This window comes from Verrucomicrobiia bacterium, from assembly GCA_019634635.1.
GTDB lineage: Bacteria > Verrucomicrobiota > Verrucomicrobiia > Limisphaerales > UBA9464 > UBA9464.
Genome location: JAHCBB010000026.1, coordinates 43,621 through 67,157 on the forward strand (window position 1 = coordinate 43,621; position 23,537 = coordinate 67,157).

Below are 23,537 nucleotides of genomic sequence, written 5' to 3' on the forward strand. Positions count from 1 at the left end.
ACCCGCAAATGCCCCCCATGAACATGAAACCCCACACGCCCCGCAATCGGGCTGCCGAGCGTCATTGGAGCCTGAACCGTCGAACCTTCCTGCGCGGACTCGGCGCGTGCCTGGCGGTCCCGGCCTTGGAATCGCTCCAACCTCTCCGGGCGGGTGTGCCGACCACCTCCACCCTGGCCACAACGCCGGGCGGTGCCCCATTGCGCATGGCGTACGTGTATTTTCCGAACGGTGCGATCCAGCCCGACTGGTGGCCGACCGGTGAGGGCAGCGCATTCCAATTTGCGCCCACGATGAAGTCGCTCGAGAAGGTGCGGCATCAGGTGCAGGTCCTGGGGGGGCTCGATCACGTCAACGCCACGCCGGGTCCGGACGGGGCGGGGGATCACGCCCGCGCCAGCGGCACGTTCCTCACCGGAGTGAGGGTCCGCAAGACGGCCGGATCGGATATCCTGGCGGGCGTCTCCGTGGATCAGCTCGTGGCGCGGCAGGTGGGGCATCTGACCCGGTTTTCGTCCTTGGAACTGACCTGCGATGCCGTCCGCAAATCCGGCAATTGCGATTCGGGGTACTCCTGCGCCTATCAATACAATCTGGGCTGGAGCTCTCCGACGACCCCCGTGGCGCCCGAGCCTAATCCCCGGCTCGTTTTCGAGCGGCTGTTTGGATCCGGCGCGCCCGGCGAACGCGCACGGAGCCTGGCCCTGCGCCGCGAGCAGCAGCGCTCGATCCTCGACTTCGTCCTCGACGATGCGAAGGCGCTGCAGACACAGCTCACGCACCGGGACCGCGACAAGCTGGACCAGTATCTCACCGACCTGCGGGACATCGAGCAGCGCATCGAGCGTGCGGAGCGGTTTCCGGAGACGCCGGATCCGGACCTTGCGACGCCCGAGGGCATCCCGGGCTCCTTCCGGGAGCACATCGCCATCATGTTCGACATGATGCGGCTCGCATTCGAGACCGATTCCACGCGGGTGGCGACCTTTCTTCTGGCCAATGAGGGCAGCAACCGCGCCTTTCCGGAGATCGAGATCCCGGAGGGGCATCACTACCTGACGCATCACCAGAACCGGCAGGAGATGATCTCCAAGGTGGCGGCGATTGATGCGTGGTACGTGGCCCAGTTTGCCCGGTTTCTCGAGAAGATGGAGGCGACGACGGATGTGGATGGCCGGTCGCTGCTCCAAAATTCCATGATCGTCTACGGCAGCGGCAACGCCGATGGCAACCGGCACACCCACGTCAATCTGCCCCTCATCATGGCTGGTGCCGGGGGCGGCCTGGTGACGCCCGGCCGCTATGCGAAGTTCGGCGGCGTGCCGATGAGCAACCTGCTCCTCAGCATGGCCGACCGGATGGGCGCCACCGGGATCGAGAGGTTGGGCGATTCCACCGGCCGGTTGCAGGGGATCTGATGCCCCTCCCGGCGGGTCGGTGCCAGGCCGGGAGGCCGGGCGTTCAGCCTCGTTCGGGCAACCTCTTCTCAACCGGACTGCGATCGAGCACTGCGTACTGGGGCAGGCCGTTCACCATCGGGGGACGCACCTCGCCCTGCACCAGCGGCGCGGCGTACTCGATGAATTTCTCGTTCGGCATCATGCCGTCCTCGCTGATCCAGTCGCGCGGAACGAAGTGCTCGACATTGGCGATGTGGGCGAGGTCCTCGAGTTCAATGGTCCATTGATACGGCTGGCTGGAGAGCCGGACAATCTTCGGCATGAATCCCGACTTGCCATCCATCGCGGCGCGGACGGCCGCGGCACCGCACGCGAAGGCCTCATCGGCATCGGTCTGGCTGGCAAAATGGGCCGCCGCGCGCTGTGCATATCCCAGCTTCACCGTGCGCGTTTTCAAGTTCAGGCGGCCCTGCACCAGCGTGGCGAGGGCGTCCGCCGCCCCGGAAAGCACCGGGTGTCCGAAGGCGTCGAGGCGGGTCTTGTCGGCGCCGATTTCCTCGCCAGCGGCGTTCCTCACGCCCTCCCCGGTGACGACCACGCAGTACTGATGCCCGGCGATCGTCGTCTTGACGCGGTTGAGGAAGGCCTCCTCGTCGAGCGGAATCTCGGGCAGCAGGATGATGTGCGGCGCCTTTGCGGGATCGCCCTGTTTCGCGAGCACGGTGCCCGCGGCAATCCAGCCGGCGGCGCGGCCCATCACCTCGATGATGCAACAGGAGCCGTCGTCCGTGGCCATCGAGCCGACATCGAGGCCGACCTCCAGCACGGTGGCGGCGTTGTACTTGATCACCGAGCCGTAGCCGGGGCAGTGGTCGGTGTGGGGCAGGTCGTTGTCTATGGTCTTGGGCACCCCAAGCACGCGCATCTCGTAGCCGCGTTGCTGCGCCTGGAGATGGATCTTGTGCGCGGTGTCCTGGGAGTCGTTGCCGCCCGCGTAGAAGAAGTAACGGATGTTGTGGGCGGCGAACACCTCGAACAGGCGGTCCATGTCGCGTGCCGCCTGCTCCGGCTTCTTCTCGAAATTGATCTTGTACCGGCAGGTCCCCAGGGCGGCCGCCGGTGTGAAGCGGAGGCCCTCGATGGTCCTCGCCCTTTCGTCGCCAAGGTCAATCAGCTGCTCGTTCAGGATCCCGAGGATTCCGTTGAGCCCGCCGTAAATCTCCTCAATCGCCTCGTGCCGTCCCGCCTCCGTGATGACGCCGGCCACGCTGGCATTGATGACGCAGGTCGGGCCGCCGGATTGGGCGACAAGCAGGTTTCCTTGGAGTTCAGCCATGTCAGCATTCGTTGAAGCCCCGAAACCTTGCCTGCCCGTCAAAGCGGCAGGCAAGCGGCGAATGCGTCGAATCCCGGTCGGCATCCCGCAGGATGCCGCGGACGTCGTGCGGCCCGGTGCGATCCGGGATCAGCGCCCGCCCAGGTAGAATTGCCGCGCGTTGCCCCCGAAGAACGCCTCCTGCTGCGCCGCATCCCAGCCCGCCCTTCGCACCAGCTGGTCGGTTGCGAGCGACACGACGGCGCCGTAGTCCGCAGCGAGCAGGCACACCGGCCAGTCGGAGCCGAACATCAGGCGGCGGGGCCCGAAGGCCTCCAGGACCACGTCGAGGTACGGACGGAACTCCTCCGGACGCCAACCGTCATGCCGGGCCTCGGTGACCATGCCGGACACCTTGCAGCACACGTTCGGATGGCGCGCCAGTTCACGGATCCCGCCGGCCCAGGGTTCCAGGAGGCCCTCGCGGATCGCGGGCTTGGCGAGGTGATCGAGCACGAAGGCCTGCGCGGGAAAGCGTTGCACCACCTCGATGGCCGCCGGGAGCTGGCGCGGATAAATCAGCAGATCGTAGGTGAGGCCGAAGTCATGAAGCTTGCCGAGGCCCCTCAGGAACGCGGGCCGCAGCAGAAACCGGTCGTCGGGTTCGTCCTGCACCACGTGTCGCACCCCGGCAAATTTCGGATGCGTGGCGAGCGCGGCGAGTTCGGCGTCCACGGATTCGGACTGCAGGTCCACCCAGCCGACCACACCCACGATCCGCGGGTCGGCATCGGCGAGTCCCAGCAGCCAATGGGACTCCGCAAGCGACTGCCGCGCCTGCACGGCGATCGAACCGTCGAATCCCAGCGGACCCTGCAGGGCGGCCAGATCTGCGGGGAGCCAGTCGCGCTGCAGCGGTGAATTCGGGGGGATCCAGGGGTACTGGGTCGCGTGGTACCGCCAGAAGTGTTGGTGGGCGTCGAGTTTCACGGGGAGGGCTGGTAGGTGATCAGATCCACGATGTCCTGTCCGCGGGGCAGGAGGGTCCACAGCGTGCCGCGCCGGATGGCGAGCCGGCTGCATGGGTGACGGGACGATTCCACGGCCGAGACCTCCACAAGCCGGACGCGGTCGCGCCACGGCATTTCGGAGGCAGCCAGCGGCTTCAGGCGAACCGGCAGACCGGTGAAGGCGAGTCCGAGTTCGTATCCCGCAATGCCCTCGCGTTCGGCCACGGAATTGGGGACGACCAGCTGCGGATAGCGGCGCAGCCAGGGGAAGTGGGTGGACCGGACGGCGACCCGGGCGAGGACCGGTTGCCCGCGGAGGAAGTCCACGAAGCGGAATTCCCGGCCCATGCGGGCTTGCTGGAGGAAAACGGCGGCCGGGTCCACACCCATCAGATTCCGCCCATTGAAGTTCGCATGATCATTTCGCTGATCCGTGAGGCGTTCGCGATGCCAGGCGGCGTAGCGGTCATTCACCACCAGGCAGATCTCAAAATGCAGGTGGGCCCGGTCCTTGGAGATGCCCGGGTTCGTGTTGCTCGTGCGCCCCAGGGTCGCGATGCGTTCCCCGGCCTGCACGACCGTGCCGACCTTGAGGCCCTCTCGGACCTCCCGCAGGTGGGCGTAGAGGGTGTACACTTCCATCCCCTCAATCCGATGCCGGAGCACGATGTAGATCCCGTAGTTGGAGAGCGGGGATCGCGCGTTGACATAGGCGACGGCCCCCGGGGCGGACGCCAGCACAGGGTCCACCGGTTCTCCGGCGCGGTCGCGTTGGATCGCCCGGATGTCCACCCCCTCGTGAAACTGGTTCCCCTCGGACCGGACGCAGCCGTACTGCCCGCTGGTCCAGGGCCGTCCGGCTGTGCCCTGAAAGAAGTCCGCCTCGCGTCCCGGCTGCAGGAGCGTCCGGTTGGCGGTGGGAAACTGGAACGGCTGGGCGCCGGCGGCCGCGGTCAGCGCGGCGACCGCGAGCCAGCCGCAGGCGAGCCGGCGCCAGGCGGTCACGGCTTGGAGTACTGGTTGATCAGGTCCCCGGCGGTGGAGTTGGATTTCACCGGCGGCTGCTTGGTGGTGGTCGGGGCGCTCGATGTGCCCCTTGACTTGGGCTGGTTCTTGAGCTTCACGGCCACGTTGTTCAACCCGTCCACGAAGTGCCGGGCCTCCGTCAGGTCACAGTCCGCCGCAAACCGCATCGTGCCCTCGCGCAGCGGCCCCCGGAGCAGCGGTGCCGCGAGCCAGCGTGACTCCGTCACTTCGGTGTCCGTGCTCCACTGCCCAAAGATCACCATCCGGCGCCCGTTCGCGGTGACCGTGGCCATCTCGAGGGCTTTCGTGCCGTGGGGGGTGGTGTCAATCTGGATTGCAAAGCTGCCGTCGGGTGTCTCCACCAACTGGGCCACGGCGACATCGCGCTCGTCGAGGAAGTACTCCTTCTGGATCGGAATGATCTGCGGTCGGCTGCGGATCACCTCCGCCTTGGGTGTGTTGCCGGTGTCGGTGGCTTCCAGATGCACGCGGATCACCGCCAGGCGATCCGAGGCCTTCTTGGGTTTCGCGGGCTTGGAGCCGGATCCCGGGGCCGGGCCGTCGGCGGCCGCCAGCGGGCCGGCGACCGCCAGGACGGTCAGGGCCGCGAGGAGCGCCGTTCCGGTACGCCTGAGAAAGTGATTGATGAAGCGGGCTCCCATCCGGAGGCTGCCGGGCGCGTCAAGAGTCATCGGATATCGAATACACCAACCATGGGCAAACAACACAACAAAGTCGAGAAACGCCGTCGCCGGGTCCGCCAGATCAAGCGCCACAAGGCACGAAACGCCAAAGGGGCCGCCAAGGCCTGAGGCCGCCCACGACCGGATGGCGCCACCCGTTGCGGGTGGCGTTTTTGTTGGCTCCATGATGTCCCCCGGGGTTGGATTGCGGCCATGATTCTCTGCGGTATCGGCGACGAGGCGGGCAACCGCCTGGAATCGCAGATCGAGGCGACGCGCCGCTTGGGCTGGCGCCATCTGGAGGCCCGCAACCTGCAGGTGGACGGTGCGCCGAAGGCCAATCTGCACGACCTCTCCGATGCGGCTTTCGACCGGGCGGCCGCCATGCTCGAAGCGGGCGGCATCTCGGTGTACTGCCTTGGGTCCACGATCATGAACTGGGCCAAACGGGTCACCGACCCCTTCGATGCGACCCTGGATGAGGTCGGCCGCGCCCTGCCACGGATGCAACGGTTGGGCACTCGATTGGTCCGCATCATGAGCTACAAGCCCGACGACGATGCCGATCGCCTGCCTCCGGAGGTGATCCGGCGGGTTCGTGAGGTGACGGCGCGCTTCCGGGAGGGCGGTTGCTTGGCGGTCCACGAAAACTGCATGAACTACGGGGGCATCAGCCCGGGTCATGCCGTTGAACTGCTCGATGCCGTGCCCGACCTGCGGTGGGTCTTCGACACCGCGAATCCGGTGTTCAATGCCGACCGGTCGCGTCCGAAGCCCTGGCCGCGACAGGATCCGTGGGCGTTCTGGACCCGGGTGCGGGACCGGGTGGCCCACATCCATGTCAAGGATGCCCGCTGGAATCCGGCGAAGAACGATGCGGACTACACCTGGCCGGGGGAGGGGGAGGGCGCTGTTCGACGGATCCTGGAGGATGCCCTGCGGCGCGGCTATGACGGCGGCATCAGCATCGAACCGCACATGGTGGCGGTCTTTCACGACACGACCGCGCCGGCGGCGCAGGACGACATGCTGCGGGATAATTTCGTCGAGTACGGCCGGCGGTTGGAGCGGTTGCTTGCCGAACTGCGGCCCGGCGGCTGAGCCCGGGGTCGAGGCTCCCGGCCTTTCCGGGACATCCGAACCCGGTGCGCGACGGTGACTCACCGGGATCCGGGGCGCAGCGTGTTCCGCTCGCGTTGCCCGTGCCCTCCTGCGCCGTGCCCCCGGGCCTTCAGGGGCCGGATTCAGCCGCGTTTGGGGACGGCGGGGACGGCTGGCGTTGGCGGCGACCGACGTCGAAACAGCACGGCCACATTGCCGACCCGCTGCACCAGCTGGGCACCGCTGCGAGACACCAGTTCCGGCACGAGCTCGCGCTTTCGGTCCTTGAACTCCTCGAAGCGCACCTTCACCAGCCCATGGTCGGCAAGGCACTGGTCGAGCGCGGCGAAGAATTCTGCAGACAGGCCGGCGCGGCCGATCTTGAGGACCGGTTCCAGTCGCTGGGCGCGGGCCTTGAGGTCCCGGAGTTCGCGGCCTGCGGCGGGGGCGTGAGTCGGCCCGGAGGGGTTCATGAGGCTGGGTGGCTTGGGGAGCCTGTGCGGAACCCGGGATGGAACCGTTGAACGAGCGCGGTCGTGGAATGGCCGGGGACGAACGGAATGAATTCCATGTGCCCCCCCACCGCCTCGATGGCGCGCCGTTCATCGGGATCCATGGTATTCAGCGTGTAGTCGCCGCCCTTCACATACACCTCTGGAACGGCCTCCGAGAGGAAGCGCGTCGCACGCATTTCCGGGAAAATGCAGACGCCGTCCACGCACGCCAGGGCGGCGAGCACCCGGGCGCGGTCCGCCTCCGGGTTCAGCGGACGGCCGGGCCCCTTGAGTTGACGGACACTGTCGTCGCCGTTGAGGCCGACCAGAAGGGCGTCGCCGCGGCTTCGTGCGGCCTCCAGATAGGTCACATGGCCCACGTGGAGCAGGTCAAAGCATCCGTTGGTGACCACGAGACGCCGGCCCTGGTTCCGGAGGGCCTCGCGCCACGCGCCGAGCGTCGTCGGCGGGATCACCTTGTCCGCGGTGTTCATGGACGACGGACGCTGGAGTGGCCGGCAGACAATTGGGATCAAAATCTCTGCGGAGACACGAGGCCCGGCGGTCAGTGACCGGCGCGTTCGGCGCGGAAGCTGCCGTCGGGCTGCCGCCGGGCCACAAAGTCGAAGCGGTCCGCCTCAAGGCACCAGGAAACATCGTCCGCGAGGTCGGGCCACTGGAGCAACCGGTGGCCATTGCGGCCTTCGGAGACGGTGCGCAACAGGTCGCCCCGATGGTCGCGGTACAGGTGGCGGGCGATGCGGACGGCGTCGTCCACCCACCCGGTGGACGCCCGGGACCACACGGCGTCGGCCAGCGCCCCGACCGCCAGCACATCCTCGAGGGCGGCGTGGTCCTGCGTGCCGGATCCGACAAGGAGGAGGTGTCCGGGATCCCGGGTCTCCAGCCAGCGGGCGGTGGCGCGCAGGTTGCCGAAGGACGCCGCCAGGACGGTCTCCGCAGCAGTGCAGGCCTGCAGGGCCCGGGTGCCGTTGGTCGTGGTCATCACGATCCGGCGTCCCCTCACCCGTTCCGGAGTGAATTCGCGCGGGGAATTCCCGAGGTCGAAATCCGTTCCACCGGTCTGGGCTGCGCGGATCCGGCGTCCGTCGCGTTCCCCGGCCAGCAGGCAGCCCGGATCCGCGGCCCGCAGATCAATCGCCTCCGGGATTCCGCCCACGGCATCCACCGCGGCCGCCCCGCTGTGCAGCGCCGCGAGCATTGTTGATGTGGCCCGCAGCACATCGAAGACCACGCAGACGCTGCCTTGGAGGTTGCGCGCCTTGAGGGAGTGCAGTTCTGCGGGACTGAGGAGCGCTTCAATGCGTTGCATGTGGGGCGGGCGAACGGGACGAGGCGCTCACAGGGCGCCTGATGCGTCGGGGACCGCCCGCGAAGGCGCCTCGACCGAGGTAGGTGCGGGCGTAGTGGAAGAGGTACTGCTGGGCATAGCCAGCATGGGGGCCGAAATGGGTTGCAGTAAACCGGAGCAGGGTGCGGGGTTGGGGACGTCGCTTCGGGAAATACAGCCCCCGGAGCGCCCGCAGCACCCAGACGTCCACCGGAAAGGCCTCCGGACGGCCGTACGCGAACAGGAGGACACAATCCGCGATCTTGCGGCCGACCCCGGGCAGAGACATCAACTGCTGGCGTGCCTCCGGTGTGGGCCGTTGACGGACCGCCTCGAGGTCCAGGACACCCGCGGCCACCCGGTTGGCCACCTCGGCGAGGTAACGAGCCCGGAACCCGAGCCGGCATTCCCGCAACGCGGCCTCTCCCGCCCGCGCCAGAACGGAGGCCTCCGGGAACTGGTGGTTCGGTGAATGGCCCGGCGGCACCGGGACCGGACGGCCAAACCGCGCGCAGAGCATGGCGACGCACTGACGAATCTGGGCAATCTGCTTGGTGGAACTGAGGAGGAAACTGGCGAGGCATTCCCAGGGATCCTGATGCAACAATCGGAGGCCCGGGCAGGCCGCGATTGCGGCCTGCATCGGTGGGTCGTTCGGAAACGTGCGCTGGATGTCTTCGAGCACGTCGTCCATGCCAAGGAAGCAACGCAGGCCCGTCCAATCCGCATCGGCCGTCGCTGCCGTGGCCACCAGCGCGCCTGAAGCCGGTTCGATTCGGTACCAATGGGGGCCAACAACCCCCTCCCACGCGGTCCCGCGTTGCTCCCAGCGGAAGACCTGGCCGCTTTCCAGGGTGGCGGCGAGGTCGTAATCCCGCACCGGAAATCTGGCGGTCATCCTCCAGGGTCAGTAGCAGACCACCGAATTCACGGGCAGTCCTTCCAGCTGGGACCTTCCGTCGAGGAATCCGAGTTCGATGAGGAAACTGACGCCGGCGATCTCGGCACCCAGCCGGCGCAGCAGGCGCACGGTGGCGGCCGCCGTGCCTCCGGTGGCAAGGAGATCATCCACCAGCAGGACGCGCTCCCCGGGGTCCAGGGCATCCACATGCACGGCAACCGTCGCCGAGCCGTATTCCAGGTCGTAGCTCTCCTCGTGGGTGACCCACGGCAGTTTTCCCTTCTTGCGCACGGGCACGAAGCCGGCACCCAGCCTCAGGGCGGCGGCCGCCCCGAAGATGAAGCCGCGGGCGTCAATGCCCACCACCTTGTCCACACGCGTCCCCCGCGCCGGGAGCGCCAGGTGTTCGATGGCCGCTTCGAGCAGCCGGCAGCTGGCCAGGACCGGGGTGATGTCCTTGAACTGGATGCCCGGTTTGGGGAAGTCGGGCACATTGCGGATCGCCCGCTCAATTTCGTCGCGTGTCGCCAGGCTCATGACCCGCGGGTTGTCCGTCAACGCGCCAACCCGGTCAAGCGTCGCCCGGGTTGTGCCGCGGTCCTGGTGTCTCCTGCCCGGAGCCGCACACCGGGCCCCGGATTGGAGTTGTCCATGGACAAGGAGCGATCGCCAAAGCAGTTTTGCGGCGCGACAAAACCAAAGGACCATTCATGAAGCTCAATAGAATCGGTGTTGTGATGATGGGTGCCGTGCTGGCCGGAGCGGGCGGCGTGGCCGAAAACGACGACCTGACCACCCTGCCGTGGTCCGTGACGGCTTCCGACGTGGCGGGACGCCCCTGGAGCAACTCCACGCTGGTCTTCACCCAGCAAACCGCCGAGGGCGACGGCTTCCTGCTGGAAGGCTATTTCGACTGGTACCTCGACAACGCTCCGCAGGGGCGGGAGCTCGTCCGCGGCACCATGTCGGCGACCGGGGGCATTGAGCTGGCCGGGTATGAGCTGATCAACCCGGGCGACATCATTCTTGACGTCTATCAGGCCCGGCTCAACGCCGAGGGAAACGAGATTGTCAACGGCACCTTCGGGGTTCCGGAGGGCATCGCGGGGGTCTGGTCGGCAAGGCAGACCATTCCGGCCAGCATCCGGTTCACGCCGCCGGACGAACTGCAGGTCTGCTGGTCCAGCCCCACCAACTACTGGTATCAGCTTCAGTTCACCACGAATCTCGCCCTGGGCACCTGGGAAGCCGTATCGGTGGCCTGGACTCAGGGTGCCGGCGAGGAGGAATGCACCGTCCTCACCGTGCCGCCCGACACGGACGAACAGTCCTACCGCGTGGCGCTGTCGAAGGACGCCCCCGGTGATTGAAGTCCGCGGACTCCGGAGCCCGGGTAATTGAAGTCCCAGGCCCGCATTGGGCTTGGCGCCGAACGCGTTCGCGATGCTGAACGAACGTTTCGTTCGAGGCGTTCACCGATGCCACACCCGATGCCGCCGCTGGCGGTTCCACCGTCTCCTCGAAGGCGAACCGGATGGAAATGAGATCGAAATGGCGGACGTCCACCTGCCCTGACCCTGACTGCGGCTCTCCCGCGAGAACGGTCCTCGTTCCCGATCTCCTTTCGTGGCGATCCCAACGGCAGGGTGCTGGTGGAGTCCGCCGTTTCCGATAGGAGCTCGAGGAACGTCGTGGCTTGAATGCCGCTGTATGCTTCGGGTGCAGGCCGGGTGCCCATGGAGAACTTCGCCTCCGAACCGGACTCCTTTCTTCGGCTCCTCACCGAGAGATCGGGCAGCATCGGCACGCTGGCCCCCGGGGACTGCTGCCAGCGACGATGGACCATTGATAACTTCTTCGATTCGACGAAGAACGGCTCGCTGCGATGGCTCACGGAGTGACCGCGGACTCCACTCCGGCGATGGGTGCTCCCGCAACCATCACCTCCAGACCGGGCGCTGTGGTGATTTTCCTGAAGCCTATTTCGAACAGACCGGGATCCCGGGCGTCAATGCAACGTTTTCGCCCTGCAAAATTTTCCAAAACGGTCGCCCCTCCAGTTTGTCCATCTCGACAGTTGCCCATTTCACCGGCGCTTGGCGAATCTCCGCAACGCCAGTGCGAGTCATCTGAGCCATGTCCCCCTCCCACCCTCGACCGGTTCCAGAGGCTTCTGCGCCTGGTGGGTGGCCGCCCCGGGCCGAAGTTCGGGAGCCGCTGAGTCCCGGATCGCTGGCCGCCCTGCCCATTGATCCCGACGCTCTCGGCAGCCTGCCCAAGGAGTTCGTCCAGCGTCACCGCGTCCTGCCGATTCACTTGGGCGATGGCCTGTTGACCATCGCCACGGCCCACCCGGGTAACGACCGGATTTCGGACGATATCCGGCTGCTCACGGGATTGGAAGTGAGCGAGCGGCAGGCTCCGGAAGGGGAAATCACCGAGCGGATCGCCGAGTGCTACCAGGTCACCGTCGAGAGGATGATCGAGAACTTCGATCCGTCCCACGGGACGGGAGCCGAAGCGAAAAACCTCCATGACATCGAGGTGATGGCCAATGAGCCGACGGTGGTGAATCTGGTAAATCTGATCATCGCCACCGCCCTCCGGGAACGGGCCAGTGACATTCACCTGCTGCCCTTCGAAAACAGTCTCCAGTTGCGTTATCGCATTGACGGCCTGTTGCAGGAGAACTCCCCGCCGCCCAAGCCGCTCCATGCCGCCCTGGTGTCGCGCATCAAAATCATGGCGGACATGAACATCGCGGAGCGGTTTCTTCCCCAGGACGGCCATATCCAGATCCACCACCGTGGCGCCCGCGTGGATATTCGCGTGGGCACCATGCCCAACATCCACGGCGAAAGCATGGTCATGCGCCTGCTGGTCAAGGACGAGAAGCTCCAACACCCTCGGGAACTCGGCCTGGGGACGGAGCGGGCCGATCAGTTGGAGCACATGATCGCCAGGCCGCATGGGCTCTTTCTCACCACCGGTCCCACGGGCAGCGGCAAAACCACAACCCTCTACTCCATCCTGCAGGGGTTGAATGCGCCCGAGAAGAAAGTCGTGACCATTGAAGATCCGGTGGAATATGAACTGGCAGGAATATCCCAGATTCCGGTGCGTCCGAGCCGGGGGTTCACCTTCGCCAGCGGGCTGCGCGCCATCCTCCGTCAGGATCCGGATATCATCATGGTTGGCGAAATCCGCGACGCCGAAACCGCCGAGATCGCCATTCGGGCCGCCCTGACCGGCCACCAGGTGTTCAGCACCCTGCACACCAACGACGCGCCCAGCGCCATCACCCGGCTCATTGATATGGGGATCGAGCCTTTCCTGATCTCCTCCTCCCTGGAGGGCGTGCTGGGACAGCGGCTGGTCCGCCGCATTTGTCCCGCGTGCCGCCGTCCCGCACCCATTACGGCAACGGTGCGCGCCAAGCTGGAGACCCTGGGTGGCCGGCGTCTGGAGGGGGAATTTTTCGAGGGGGCGGGATGCGACGAATGCCGCGGCGGTTATCGCGGACGGGTGGGCATTTTTGAATTGCTGGTGATCACCCCGTCGCTGCGGGAATTGATCCTGAAGAAGGGCTCGGCCGTCGAATTGCGGTCCAGGGCGCAGCGCCACATGATCACGCTGCAACAGGACGCCCTGCGCAAGGCGGCGGACGGAATCACCACTCTGGACGAGATCGTCCGGGTGTGTGCCAGCGAAGCCCAGGAATGACCTCATTTCGCTATCAGGCGGTCGGCGCCGATGGCGGCGCAGTGAACGGAGTCATCAACGCCGAGGACCGGCGGGCCGCGCTCCGCCAACTCGGTGAGCGTGGCTTGTTCCCCTCGCAGCTCGAGTCGGCCGCGGCCCCGGCGTCCGCCACCCGATCCACGGCCGGAGCGTTTTCTTCCGCCGGTCCTGCGGGCACGGGCTGGTTCCCGACCCGGCGGGTGGGGCGTAAGGACGTCACCGGCTTCACCCGGCAGATGGCCGCCTTGCTGGGCGCCTCCATTCCGATCCCCCAAGCCCTGGCCGGGCTGGGGGAAGAGGAGGAGAATCCAGCGTTACGCAAGATTCTCCTCGATCTTGCCGGGGCGGTTCGCACCGGAGCCTCCTTCTCCGGCGCGCTCGGCGGCCAGCCGGCACTCTTCGGACCGCTTTACGTCAGCATGGTGCGCGTCGGCGAGGAGGCGGGTGCGCTTCCCGCGGTCATGACGGATCTCGCGAACTTGCTTGAGCATGAGGATGAAGTGCGCGGGGAAGTCATTGCGGCAGTGGCCTATCCCCTGTTTGTCCTCGGCTTCGGCGTCCTCACCGTCATCGTCCTATTGTCCGTGGTGCTGCCCAAATTGTTCTCCATGCTGCAAGACATGATGAACATCCTGCCCTGGCCGACGTTGGTGCTGCTGCGGGTGAGCACCTTCCTGGACCGCTACTGGCTGACCACGTTGATCGCCGGGGTCGGCGCCGCAGCGGCAGTGCGCACGGGTCTTCGCAGTCCCGCGGGGGCCCGGTGGGCCGATGCCGCCAGGCTGCGGCTGCCCATCATGGGCGGCATGTTCCGCTCTGCGGCCCTTGGGCGCTTTGCCCACACGTTGGGCATCCTCGTGAAAAGCGGCGTTTCGCTGCTTCCGGCGTTGCGCATTGTCGAGTCCACAATGGGCAACCGGGTTTTGGCGGCCCAGGTCGCGCAGGTTGCGGACGAAACCCAGGGCGGCGCATCCCTGGCTGCGCCGCTGCGCCGGCTGGGCCTGTTTCCCAGCAGCGTGGTGCAGATGATCGCCGTCGGCGAGGAAACCGGGCGTCTGGACGACATGCTCCTGCGCGTGGCTGCCATCGAGGAACGCCGGATGAGAGCGCGGACCCGCACCCTCATCTCGCTGCTGGCACCCGTGTTGATCCTGATCGTGGGCGCCATCGTCGGTTTCATGGTGATTGCCCTGCTGCTTCCCATTTTCCGCATGAGCCGCGGAATCCAGTAGCCATCGTCTGTGCCAAACCTCCACGCCACCAAGTCGTGAAACCCATCAGCCTCTCCTCGCGCAAACCCACTACGGCCGCATTCACCCTGATCGAAATCATGGTGGTGGTCATCGTCCTGGCGGTGCTTGCCGCCACGATTATCCCCCAGTTCGTCGGCACCACGACCGACGCAAAAATCAGCGCGTCCAAGGCCCACATCGCCGAACTGGAGTCCGCTTTGGAGCGCTTCTATGTGCATATGGACCGCTATCCCACCGCGACCGAGGGCCTGCAAGTTCTGGTGGAGGCGCCCGCAACCGATGCCGACAAGTGGCGGGGACCCTATGTCAAGCAGTTGCGCCCGGATCCCTGGCGCAATCCTTATCAGTACAAGCGGCCGGGAACCCGGCACCCGGCCTCGTTCGACCTGTGGTCGCGGGGTGCGGACGGCGCGGACGGCGGCGACGGGCCGGCGGGGGACATCGGCAACTGGTAAACCGATGCCTCGTCCGCTCCACCATTGCCCGGGCTGGCGTCCCCGTGCCGCCTTCACGCTCATCGAGTTGATGGTCGTACTGGCCCTGATTGCCATCCTCTCGGCCGTCATCCTGCCCGAAATGCGGGGGACCCTCGAAGATGCCGCGTTGCGGTCCTCCGCCCGGCGGTTGGTGGATGCCTTCAGCCTGGCCAACAGTCGGGCGATCGCCCTGAGCCGGCCCCATCGGGTGCGGGTGGATCGCCGTTCCGGGGACTACGTCATCGAATCGCAGTCCGGTCGCCGACGTTCGGGCAACCCCTTCCGGCAGGTGTCAGATCTGGCGGGGGCCCGGGGTCATCTGGATTCACGGGTTTTGGTGGACATTCGCCCAAGCCCGGCCGCGGATCCGGGGGAGGTGTCGTCGGACCGGACGCCGCCGCGCGCGGACGCCGTGACCTTTTTTGCGGACGGCACGGCGGAAGCCGTGGAGGTCGCGCTTCAAGACCGCTCCGGAGGCGGACTGATCCTGCGCCTCAATCCCGTCACCGCCCGTGTCCGCGTCATTGAACAGCGCCGGCCATGATTGCTTCCCCCCGTTCCCCGCAGTCTGATCCCGGGTTTTCACTCGTGGAGGTGATGCTGGCGTTGCTCATCCTGGGATTGGCGGTTGCGGGCCTGGCCGAGGGCATCACCACGGCCTTACGTTCCACGAAGGACTCGGAACGTCAGACCGTTGCGGCATTCCTGGCGGCGGGACGCATCGAATTGCTGCGCGCCGAGTTGTGGATCAGCGACGGCGTCACCGAAGGAGAGGGAGGGACAGGCCTCACGCAGTATCGGTGGACGGAAACCGTGCGCCCGACGGCGATTGCCGGGCTGCACGAAGTCACGGTCTCGGTGCGCCACGCAGATGAATCCGCGCCGCTGAGTGAACTGCGCACCCTCCTGTTTGATCCTCCCGGTGGTTCGCGGACCAACGAGCCGGCCGGCGGAGAGCGATCGCGCACGGGTCGCAACGCCAGGAGGACTCCGAGATGAGAACCGGTTGCACCGTCCGGTCGGACAGGGCCTTCACGTTGATCGAGATGGTCGTCAGCACCGCCCTGATGGCGCTGGTCCTCGGCGGCGCCTATGCCTGCCTGCGGGCTGGCTTCGCCGGGCAACGGCTGGTGCAACCGCGGGCCGACGTCTTCCAGACCGCGCGCGTAGTCCTGGACCGTCTCAGCGCCGACCTCCGCTGCGCGTGCCCGCTGCCTCACGGTGCTCCGTTCCTGGGCGTGTCGCGCAGGATTGGGGAGTCCCAGGCGGACAACCTCGATTTTGCCACGCACAACTACACACCCCAACGACCCGGGGAAGGTGATTTTTGCGAACAGAGCGTGTTTTTGGAGCGGGATCCGCAGTCGGGCCGCCTGACGCTGTGGCGCCGGCGCAATCCCACCATCGCGTTTGACCCGCTATCCGGAGGCGAGCGCCAGGAGTTGGCTACCGATGTTGTCGGGTTGAAGCTCGAGTACTATGACGGACTGGGATGGTATGATTCCTGGGGGGATCCGGAGGCCGGCACTGGAAAGCCGCAGCCTTCCCTTCCGCGGCCCAATCTCGTGGGCCTCCCCGACGCCGTTCGCATCACATTGTTGTTCGAACGGACGCCGGGTTCCCGGAACCCGGACCCGGCGATCACGACCTCCGAGCCTCCGCTTGTTTTCCAGACCATCGCGCGGATCGCCGTGCCGTCCGCAACTTCCAGCGGAACGACCACGCCACCCCAGGGACTTGAATCCGGCCCGGCGAGTCCGCAGACGCCATGAATCCCCCCTGTATCGCCCCATCTCCACCTCGGATCATGGTGTCCCGCCCACCAGGACGTTCCGGCTCGGTGCTCGTGGGGGTGCTTTGGTGCGTGGTGCTCCTTTCCATCGTGGTTCTCGGGATGCTCCACACGACGCGGAAGGACCTGACGATTGGGAAATTCCATGCGGATCGTCTTCAAGCTTACTACCTGGCATTGGCGGGCATTGAGAAGGCAAAGGCCCTGTTGTACGAGGACGCCCTGACCCGAAGTCGGGCCGGTGTTCATCATGGGTCCGGCCTTTACAACGCCCCGGATCAGTTTGAGGACATCCAACTTGGAAGTGGATCGTTCAGCGTCTTCAGGCCAGCGCGAGGCGATGAGGGCAGTGGCATTGTTTTTGGGGTGTCAGACGAAGAAGCCCGGCTGAACGTCAACGTGGCGGACGTCAGTCAACTGACCAACATCGTGGGACTGACCGTGGATGTTGCCGCGGCCATCGTGGACTGGCATGACGCCGACAACGCCGCGTCGCCGGGCGGGGCGGAGACCGACTACTACTCCACAATGAGACCACCCTATCGTGCCCGGAACGGCCCCGTTCCCACGATTCGCGAGCTGCTGATGGTGCGTGGCGTCACGGCGGATCTCCTCTTCGGCCCGGAGCAGGAGGCGCCGCAAGGGGCCGAATCGGGCATCCAGGGCATCGCTCCCGAGGCAGGTTGGGCCGCCTGGCTGACCGCCCATTCCGGTGTGTCCAATGTGGACGCATCGGGTGCAGATCGGGTCAACGTCCAGAATGCCGACGTGACGGCGTTGACGGGTGTCCGCGGGCTGACGCCCGAGATCGCCCGGGCCATTGTGGCCCACCGGGAACAGAACCCGATTCGTTCACTGGTGGATCTGCTGGAGGTCCCGGCAGTGGCACCCGGCGGGTCGCAACCCGGCACCACGAGCAATGCCAATCCTCCCAAAGTGGTGGATGAACGGCTGCTCAGGGAGATTGCAGACTTCGTGACCGTCGAAGATGGCGCGACGCTGAACGGCGTCGTCAACGTGAACACCGCTCCCGTGGAGGTGTTGATGTGCCTTCCGCGGATGGATCGTCCCCTGGCCCAGGCCATCGAGGCCCATCGGCGGGGCAACGGATTCTTCGCCCACGAGGCCGCGTTGTTGGACGTCCCCGGAATGACGCGGGAAATCCTCAAGGAACTGTCGCCGCGGATTGCCATGCGCTCCGAGACCTTCCGGATTCGAAGTGAAGGCCGGGCGGGGAATCGTGGCAGCCGGCAGCGGATCGAAGTGGTGGTCCATATCGGGTCCCGCACGGTGTCCACATTGGCCTATCGGGAGGACGACCTGTGACGTTTCCCAAGTGGATCGCCCCCGCGTGGATGTTCGCGGAGATTGGCCCCGAATCTTTCCATGCACGCCTGGAGCAGCGCGGAGTGGATCTGCCAGTGAGCCGTCTCGCTGATGGACGTCTCTCCGCGGTTTCGGTGGAGCAGATCCAAATCGCCGTTCAATCCCTTGCCGGAGGTCGGTCGGGGTGGAGACGTATCCGGGTGTGCTGTGCGCTGGCGGCACGCGGACTGATTTTCCGGACGATTGCCTTGCCGGCGGCGGCCGGTGAGATCGCGCGCCTGTTGCCCCTCCAGATGGAGGCCGAGTTTCCGCTGCCGCCGGAGGCGCTGGCCTGGGGCTGGACGACCCTGTCCGCGCCCGGATCTCAGTCGGTTGACGAACCGCGTCAGTTGGCGCTCGTCGCCGCGGTGCGCCGGGAAGTGGTGGAGGAACATGCGGAGTTGTTCACCCCGTGGGCGGCCGAGGTGGTGTTCACTCCGGCCGCACTGGCGCGCGCCGAGTTGATTCCCAACCGGCCCTCCCGTTTTGCCCTCCTGGACGTAGGCCGAAGGCAGTACGAGCTCCTGCTGTGGCAAAACGGATCGGCGCCTGTCATCCGTTCGATCGCGCGGGGATCCGATGCGGAAGCCGGATCGGGCGAATCGCGCAAGGACGCCTCCGGTTCGGTCCGTTTGCTGTCGGCGTTGGAGCCTCATCTCAGGCCCGGCCCGGCTTCCACGGAACCGACGCGCTTGTGGATCTCCGGGCCTGGCGACTCCGTGGCGGGTGTGGCCGAGGTCTTCTCGGCACTGGAACCTGGCAATCGTCCGCAGATTTTGACGGTCCAAGGCGGGGCAGGGGCCACGGCCGCCATCGAGGGACTCACCCGCCGCGGCGTCTCCGCGGCGTTCTCCGGCCCGGCGGATTTCATTGCACTGCGGACGCCCCCCCCCGTTGATGCTGCCAGTCGCTTCTCCTCGACGATCCCGCGCCGTCCGCTGTCCGTCGTGGCGGCGCTGCTGGCCCTGGCTCTGGTCTTCCCCTACTTGGAGGCCTGGGTGCTGAAGCCACGGCTTGCGCGCCGCCTGGCGCAGTTGAAGGCGGGCGATGCCCAACTGGCGGTTATTGATCGCGAGCTGAGCTTTCTTCGCTATCTGGAGTTGAACCAGACGCCCCATCTGGATGCGACATTCGTCATCGCCCATGCCGCACCCCCGGGGACCCGCGTGGATGCGCTCAGCATCAGCCGGCAGGGCGAGGTGTCGCTGACGGGCCATTTGCGTGACCTGGCTCAGGTCGGCGACTTCCGACTGAGACTCGTCAACTCCGGCTTCTTTTCCACCGTGGTGGTCGAAGACCAGACGCCCACGCAGGACCGTCAACGAATCAATTTCCGAATCTCGGCACGCTGGAAGGACTCCTCAGAACGGGAGGGCCTCGTCATTGGTCCGAATCTCCCCCCGACCGGAGCCAGCACCCCGGCGGCATCGGCCCGTCACGGACGGCCTCCAGGATCAACCGGAGGATCTACACCATGAAGTTCGCCACACTGACGGCTCGCGATCGTCGGACCCTCCGGCTCGCCGCCCTCGGGTTGGGCCTGTACCTCGCCCTGTTCGGCGGATGGCGGCTTTTTCAGGTGGCGGCGCAGCGCCGGACGGAGTACCGGCAGTTGCTCCGGGAAGCGACCGCCCTCCGGCAAAAGTTCGATCTGTATGATGCGCGGGTGGTGCGATTGCGCAGGTTGATGGAGTCATTTCAGATGGATCCGGCCCACCTGCCCCGGACGACCCTGGTGGCCGACGCCAGCGCCGCCCTGCAACGATCCGCGGAGCAGAGCGGCCTGCAATTGGGGCCGATTCGCGAGACGCTCAATCGCAGCGCCGAACGGGAGGTGGGGGCGATCCGACTGGAGGCCTCCGGACCCGTGCCGGCGCTGATGACGTTCCTGCATCGAATTCGCGGCCTCGGTTTTCCCCTGGTGATGGATTCCCTTCAGCTGAATCCGGAACCCATGCGTCCGGGGACGATCCGGCTCAGCCTCAATCTCATCCTGCTAAACTACGAGCAGTGGCAGGAAATGGAGGGCCCTCGTGGTTGAACGACTTCCCCGGCTACTGTCGGTGGCCACCGTGATTCTCATGGGCGTGCTGGTCTTCGAGATCGTGGGACTCCTGTTGCGTCGTGATCCGCTGGACGGGGTGCAGGCCCCGACCGTCCCGCGTTGGTCGGACGCCGAGACCAACGCACCGGCCTCCGCAGCGACCGGCATCGCGCCGGTCGCCTCCAATCCGGGGACCATCCACACCCACGCGGCCGTTTCCGGCACCAACCTTGCGGCCACCGGGACCAATATGACACCAGCGGCGACCAACGCACCGACGTCTCCCATTGGCATTCCCGCAGTCGCTGCCGCGAACACCAATGTCCCTTCGTCAATCACCAACAGCGCCGCCGAAATCAACGCTCCGGTTGCCGCAGGGACGACTCCGACTGCAGCGCCGATGGGACCGACGGGTACCTCCGGACCGATGGGCGTCGCGCTGCCTGTGGGCGGCCCTCCGGGTGCCTCCCGACGCTCACGGATTCCGGCCCCGCCGCCATCCCCGCTGATCCAGGCGCGCATGGACCGTATCACGCAGAGCGAAGTGCTCGCGCCGGTGCTGCGTCCGCCGCCCATGGCCTTGCTGGGCATTGCCGGTCTCGACGCCTTCGTCCGCACGCCCGACGGCCAGTCCACGCTCTTGCGCGAAGGAGGGGAGAGTGGCGGGATTACGCTGCTGCGAATTGGCACCAACCGGGTTCTTATCGAGCACGCAGGGGAAAAGAAGGAGCTCATGATTTACGATGGCTTTGGCGGTGAAAGCCTGCTTCCCAAATGAATCACGACCACGTTCCAATGAAGCGCATCCGTTTACCCCACTGCGACTTGTGGATCCACCGGGGTTGGGTCGGGTGTCTATTGGCGGCGGTGCTGGGTCAGGTCATCGCCCAGGCGCCACCCCAACCCGCCGACGGACCGGTCTCCCCCCCTGCAGCCGCCAGCGCGCCGACAGTCGAGCCGCTCCCGATCAATGAAGACATCCAGGTAAGCTTTCAGGGAGCCGCCATTGACCTTGTGGTGCAGTGGCTGTCGCAGACGACCGGCAAAAGCGTCGTGAAACATCCGCAAGCGCAGTGCCAGCTCACCATCACCAGTTCCAGGAAGCTGCCGGTGCGCGAGGCCTTGGATCTGGTGTACCGTGCGCTTTCCTTGGAGGGCTTTACGGCGGTGGAATCCGGCAACTCCATCTTCATCGTTCCCGAGGGCAAGGAGCCGCGCATGAGTCCGGAGCTGGTGGACGCCTCGCGCCAGGACATCCCTGCCGGCCGCCAAAAGCTGGTGAAGATCTTTCAGCTCACCGCCGTGCCCGCCGCTGAGATGAGGGAAAAAGTGAAGGGTGCGCTTTCGGAGAAAGCGTCCATCGAGCTCAACGACCGGTCCAACCAGCTTATTGTCACAGACTACAACGAAAACGTCTCTCTGATTGCCGACCTCATCCGGCGTCTGGACATTGATCAACCGGGCGATTTGTCGGTGAGGGTGATCCCACTCCAGCACGCAAGCGCCAAGGATTTGGTCAGGGAGATTACGCCGCTCTATCAGAAGCTCAGCGGCAGGCCGGCGGGCGAATCCGTCGAGGTGAGCGCCAACGAGCGGTCCAATACGCTCATCATCCTCTCGGGAGACGCCAACTTCCGCACGCTGGAGCGGATCGTGGCGTCCCTGGATACCGAGGATGCGCAGGAAAAGACCTTGCGACTGTTCCCGCTGAAGAACGCCGACGCGGAGGAGGTGGCCCGGCAGCTGAAGGAGTTGTCCACGGATCAATCCAACTCCCGCAACCGGTTCTTCTACTACAACCCCTTCGAGTCTGAGAAGGGCGCGGGCAAGATGAATGTGGTGGCGGACCGACGGCGCAACACCGTGATCGTTCAGGCGCCTCCAGGGCAGCTGGACAGCATCGGCCGCACCATTGCGGCGCTGGACCAGCCGGTGGGCGGCGAGGCGCTGGCACCCACGATCTTCCCGCTGAAGTACGTGAGCGCCGTGGACATGGAGGACATTCTCAACGAGCTGTTCCTCAAGAAGCAGCAACCCCGCACTTATTTCTTCTACGACGAGCCGCCGGAGCCGACGGCCGACCGTGATGTCGGACGCCTCTATGGCAAGGTGCGGATCACCGCCGAACCCTACTCCAACGCCATTATCATCACCGCCAACTCGCGGGAGAACCTGCAGGCCGTGGAGGAGGTGTTAAGGCAGCTCGACGTGGCTTCGACGAATGGTGAGAGCACCTTCCGGGTCGGATTGAAATACGCCAAGGCCATCAATGTGGCCAACAGTCTCAACATTCTCTTCGCCAAGGGGGGCTCGCCGGCGCTGCGTCCGGTGAATCCAACCACACCCCAGACGCCCGCCTTCAATCAGCAGCCCAACCAGCAAAATGTGGCCCAGAGCCAGAACAGTACGCCGCTGGAGCGGGAGACCAAGGATGACTTCTATTTCCCCTGGCTGGGTGGGCAGCCGGAAACGGTGCGGGCCGGGGACCGGTCGGCCGTTCGCCAGGCCAGTGATCTGGTGGGACGCGTCCGTGTCGTCCCCGATCATCGAAGCAACTCGATTCTCATCTCGGCGAATGTCCACCTGTTTCCCCAGGTGCTGAAGCTGGTGCATGAACTGGATGCCCCCACCTCCCAAGTGCTGATTGAGGCCCGCATCGTCGAGGTGTCGAGCGATCAGATGGATCGCCTGGGGGTGCGGTGGTCACCGGACGGCAGCAAGACCTTTACCGCCGAAGACTACGACAACTCCATTCTGGGCAGGGCGCGGATGAACTATCTGCGCGGATTTGGCGGTGACACCGAGGTGAACGATGCCCAGGGGTCCACTACCGCCCTGCTACGTTCTGGGGTGCTGGGCGTCAATGTGAACCTCGACGTCCTCATCCAGTTTCTGAGGAAAAACACCGACGCCAATGTGCTGGCGGAACCCCAGATCAGCGTGGAGGACAACGAAACCGGCAAATTGTTTGTCGGCTCCCAGGTGCCCTTCATTTACCAGAGTCAGAACACCGAGGCGGGCAGCTTGAATCAGAGCTTCACCTATAAGGATGTCGGCATCATCCTGGAAGTCATCCCCCACATCAACGCTGCGGGCGACGTGCTGCTGCGCATCCGGGTGGAGTCCTCCACCATCGTCCCGGGTGAAACCATCCTGGGCGGTGCGGTGATTGATGCCCGCACGTTCCGCACCGACATGACGGCGCGCAGCGGTGAGACCATCGTCCTGGGCGGCATTCTCCAGAAGCAGTTCGCCGAGATCATTCGCAAGACGCCGATCCTGAGCAGCATCCCGGGCCTGCGATGGGCCTTCACCAAGAAGGATCGCACCAGCCGCGAAGTGGAGCTGTTTGTGTTTCTGCGCCCCAAGGTGATTCGCACCGCGGAGGATGCCCGGCGTGCGACGGCGGAAATCGAGGCCAAGACACCACTCATCCAGCAGTGGACCCAGGAAGCCGGCCAGCTCGAAACCAACCGAGTTCGCAACATCGAGAAGCCCCATTCCGAATAGGGGGGACAGCGGCCGCACCCACGACCCTATTCCGATTCTGCAAGACGCATCCTCAAAGTGCCTTGCTGCATCTAC

Annotated in this window: 24 protein-coding genes; 15 read left to right on the forward strand and 9 right to left on the reverse strand. The window is 65.8% G+C overall.

Annotated features, from left to right (window positions below):
* The first annotated feature begins 23 nt into the window (after positions 1–23).
* A complete protein-coding gene (locus KF791_15555; protein MBX3733990.1) occupies positions 24–1,418 on the forward strand; it encodes a DUF1552 domain-containing protein in 1,395 nt (464 codons plus the stop codon).
* A gap of 43 nt (positions 1,419–1,461) precedes the next feature.
* Here the strand turns inward: KF791_15555 and KF791_15560 are convergent, their stop codons facing one another.
* From KF791_15560 to KF791_15575, 4 genes are all read right to left on the reverse strand, one after another.
* Positions 1,462–2,736 carry a 6-phosphofructokinase gene (locus tag KF791_15560; protein ID MBX3733991.1) on the reverse strand — a complete coding sequence of 425 codons (1,275 nt, stop codon included), beginning with the start codon at positions 2,734–2,736 and terminating at the stop codon, positions 1,462–1,464.
* Between the two features lie 129 nt (positions 2,737–2,865).
* Complete coding sequence (locus tag KF791_15565) at positions 2,866–3,798, reverse strand: amidohydrolase family protein (GenBank protein MBX3733992.1); 933 nt, start codon at positions 3,796–3,798, stop codon at positions 2,866–2,868.
* A complete protein-coding gene (locus tag KF791_15570; GenBank protein MBX3733993.1) occupies positions 3,702–4,730 on the reverse strand; it encodes a M23 family metallopeptidase in 1,029 nt (342 codons plus the stop codon). Before KF791_15570 ends, KF791_15565 begins: the two co-directional genes overlap by 97 nt.
* Complete coding sequence (locus tag KF791_15575; protein ID MBX3733994.1) at positions 4,727–5,620, reverse strand: hypothetical protein; 894 nt, start codon at positions 5,618–5,620, stop codon at positions 4,727–4,729. The genes KF791_15570 and KF791_15575 overlap by 4 nt, the downstream gene beginning before the upstream one ends.
* A 27-nt stretch (positions 5,621–5,647) precedes the next feature.
* Here KF791_15575 and KF791_15580 point away from each other — a divergent pair, with 27 nt between their 5' ends.
* On the forward strand, positions 5,648–6,535 hold the full coding sequence (locus KF791_15580) for a sugar phosphate isomerase/epimerase (protein MBX3733995.1): 888 nt from the start codon (positions 5,648–5,650) through the stop codon (positions 6,533–6,535).
* Positions 6,536–6,678: 143 nt separating this feature from the next.
* Here the strand turns inward: KF791_15580 and KF791_15585 are convergent, their stop codons facing one another.
* The 5 genes from KF791_15585 to KF791_15605 all read right to left on the reverse strand — a co-directional run bounded on the left by KF791_15585 (position 6,679) and on the right by KF791_15605 (position 9,818).
* The gene (locus tag KF791_15585; protein MBX3733996.1) at positions 6,679–7,008 is read right to left on the reverse strand and encodes a YhbY family RNA-binding protein; all 330 of its coding nucleotides are present in this window, start codon (positions 7,006–7,008) and stop codon (positions 6,679–6,681) included.
* Positions 7,005–7,523, reverse strand: coding sequence for an adenylyltransferase/cytidyltransferase family protein (locus KF791_15590; GenBank protein MBX3733997.1), 519 nt, complete (start codon positions 7,521–7,523; stop codon positions 7,005–7,007). Before KF791_15590 ends, KF791_15585 begins: the two co-directional genes overlap by 4 nt.
* 71 nt (positions 7,524–7,594) lie before the next feature.
* A complete protein-coding gene (locus KF791_15595) occupies positions 7,595–8,362 on the reverse strand; it encodes a 2-phosphosulfolactate phosphatase (protein MBX3733998.1) in 768 nt (255 codons plus the stop codon).
* A complete protein-coding gene (locus KF791_15600) occupies positions 8,349–9,278 on the reverse strand; it encodes a DNA-3-methyladenine glycosylase 2 family protein (GenBank protein ID MBX3733999.1) in 930 nt (309 codons plus the stop codon). The genes KF791_15595 and KF791_15600 overlap by 14 nt, the downstream gene beginning before the upstream one ends.
* Positions 9,279–9,287: 9 nt before the next feature.
* Positions 9,288–9,818 (reverse strand): adenine phosphoribosyltransferase, encoded by a 531-nt coding sequence (locus tag KF791_15605; protein ID MBX3734000.1) that lies wholly within the window; start codon positions 9,816–9,818, stop codon positions 9,288–9,290.
* Positions 9,819–9,991: 173 nt separating this feature from the next.
* Between KF791_15605 and KF791_15610 the strand changes: the two genes are divergently transcribed.
* The 13 genes from KF791_15610 to KF791_15670 all read left to right on the forward strand — a co-directional run bounded on the left by KF791_15610 (position 9,992) and on the right by KF791_15670 (position 23,462).
* Positions 9,992–10,651, forward strand: coding sequence for a hypothetical protein (locus tag KF791_15610; protein ID MBX3734001.1), 660 nt, complete (start codon positions 9,992–9,994; stop codon positions 10,649–10,651).
* A 330-nt stretch (positions 10,652–10,981) separates the two neighbouring features.
* Positions 10,982–11,182, forward strand: coding sequence for a hypothetical protein (locus tag KF791_15615; protein MBX3734002.1), 201 nt, complete (start codon positions 10,982–10,984; stop codon positions 11,180–11,182).
* A gap of 235 nt (positions 11,183–11,417) precedes the next feature.
* Positions 11,418–13,004: a type II/IV secretion system protein gene (locus KF791_15620; GenBank protein MBX3734003.1), complete on the forward strand. Its 1,587-nt coding sequence runs from the start codon at positions 11,418–11,420 to the stop codon at positions 13,002–13,004.
* The gene (locus KF791_15625; protein MBX3734004.1) at positions 13,001–14,254 is read left to right on the forward strand and encodes a type II secretion system F family protein; all 1,254 of its coding nucleotides are present in this window, start codon (positions 13,001–13,003) and stop codon (positions 14,252–14,254) included. The genes KF791_15620 and KF791_15625 overlap by 4 nt, the downstream gene beginning before the upstream one ends.
* A 35-nt stretch (positions 14,255–14,289) precedes the next feature.
* On the forward strand, positions 14,290–14,730 hold the full coding sequence (gspG, locus tag KF791_15630) for a type II secretion system major pseudopilin GspG (protein MBX3734005.1): 441 nt from the start codon (positions 14,290–14,292) through the stop codon (positions 14,728–14,730).
* Positions 14,731–14,734: 4 nt separating this feature from the next.
* Positions 14,735–15,295: a GspH/FimT family pseudopilin gene (locus KF791_15635; GenBank protein ID MBX3734006.1), complete on the forward strand. Its 561-nt coding sequence runs from the start codon at positions 14,735–14,737 to the stop codon at positions 15,293–15,295.
* The gene (locus KF791_15640) at positions 15,292–15,750 is read left to right on the forward strand and encodes a type II secretion system protein (protein ID MBX3734007.1); all 459 of its coding nucleotides are present in this window, start codon (positions 15,292–15,294) and stop codon (positions 15,748–15,750) included. Before KF791_15635 ends, KF791_15640 begins: the two co-directional genes overlap by 4 nt.
* Positions 15,747–16,523, forward strand: a complete 777-nt coding sequence (locus KF791_15645) for a prepilin-type N-terminal cleavage/methylation domain-containing protein (protein MBX3734008.1) — start codon at positions 15,747–15,749, stop codon at positions 16,521–16,523. Before KF791_15640 ends, KF791_15645 begins: the two co-directional genes overlap by 4 nt.
* Before the next feature lie 35 nt (positions 16,524–16,558).
* Positions 16,559–17,869 (forward strand): general secretion pathway protein GspK, encoded by a 1,311-nt coding sequence (locus KF791_15650; GenBank protein ID MBX3734009.1) that lies wholly within the window; start codon positions 16,559–16,561, stop codon positions 17,867–17,869.
* A complete protein-coding gene (locus KF791_15655) occupies positions 17,866–19,386 on the forward strand; it encodes a hypothetical protein (protein MBX3734010.1) in 1,521 nt (506 codons plus the stop codon). The genes KF791_15650 and KF791_15655 overlap by 4 nt, the downstream gene beginning before the upstream one ends.
* Positions 19,383–19,949, forward strand: coding sequence for a hypothetical protein (locus tag KF791_15660; protein ID MBX3734011.1), 567 nt, complete (start codon positions 19,383–19,385; stop codon positions 19,947–19,949). Before KF791_15655 ends, KF791_15660 begins: the two co-directional genes overlap by 4 nt.
* Entirely contained in the window at positions 19,942–20,730 is a 789-nt protein-coding gene (locus tag KF791_15665; GenBank protein MBX3734012.1) for a hypothetical protein, read from the forward strand. Before KF791_15660 ends, KF791_15665 begins: the two co-directional genes overlap by 8 nt.
* Positions 20,731–20,747: 17 nt before the next feature.
* On the forward strand, positions 20,748–23,462 hold the full coding sequence (locus KF791_15670; GenBank protein MBX3734013.1) for a hypothetical protein: 2,715 nt from the start codon (positions 20,748–20,750) through the stop codon (positions 23,460–23,462).
* Positions 23,463–23,537 lie beyond the last annotated feature (75 nt).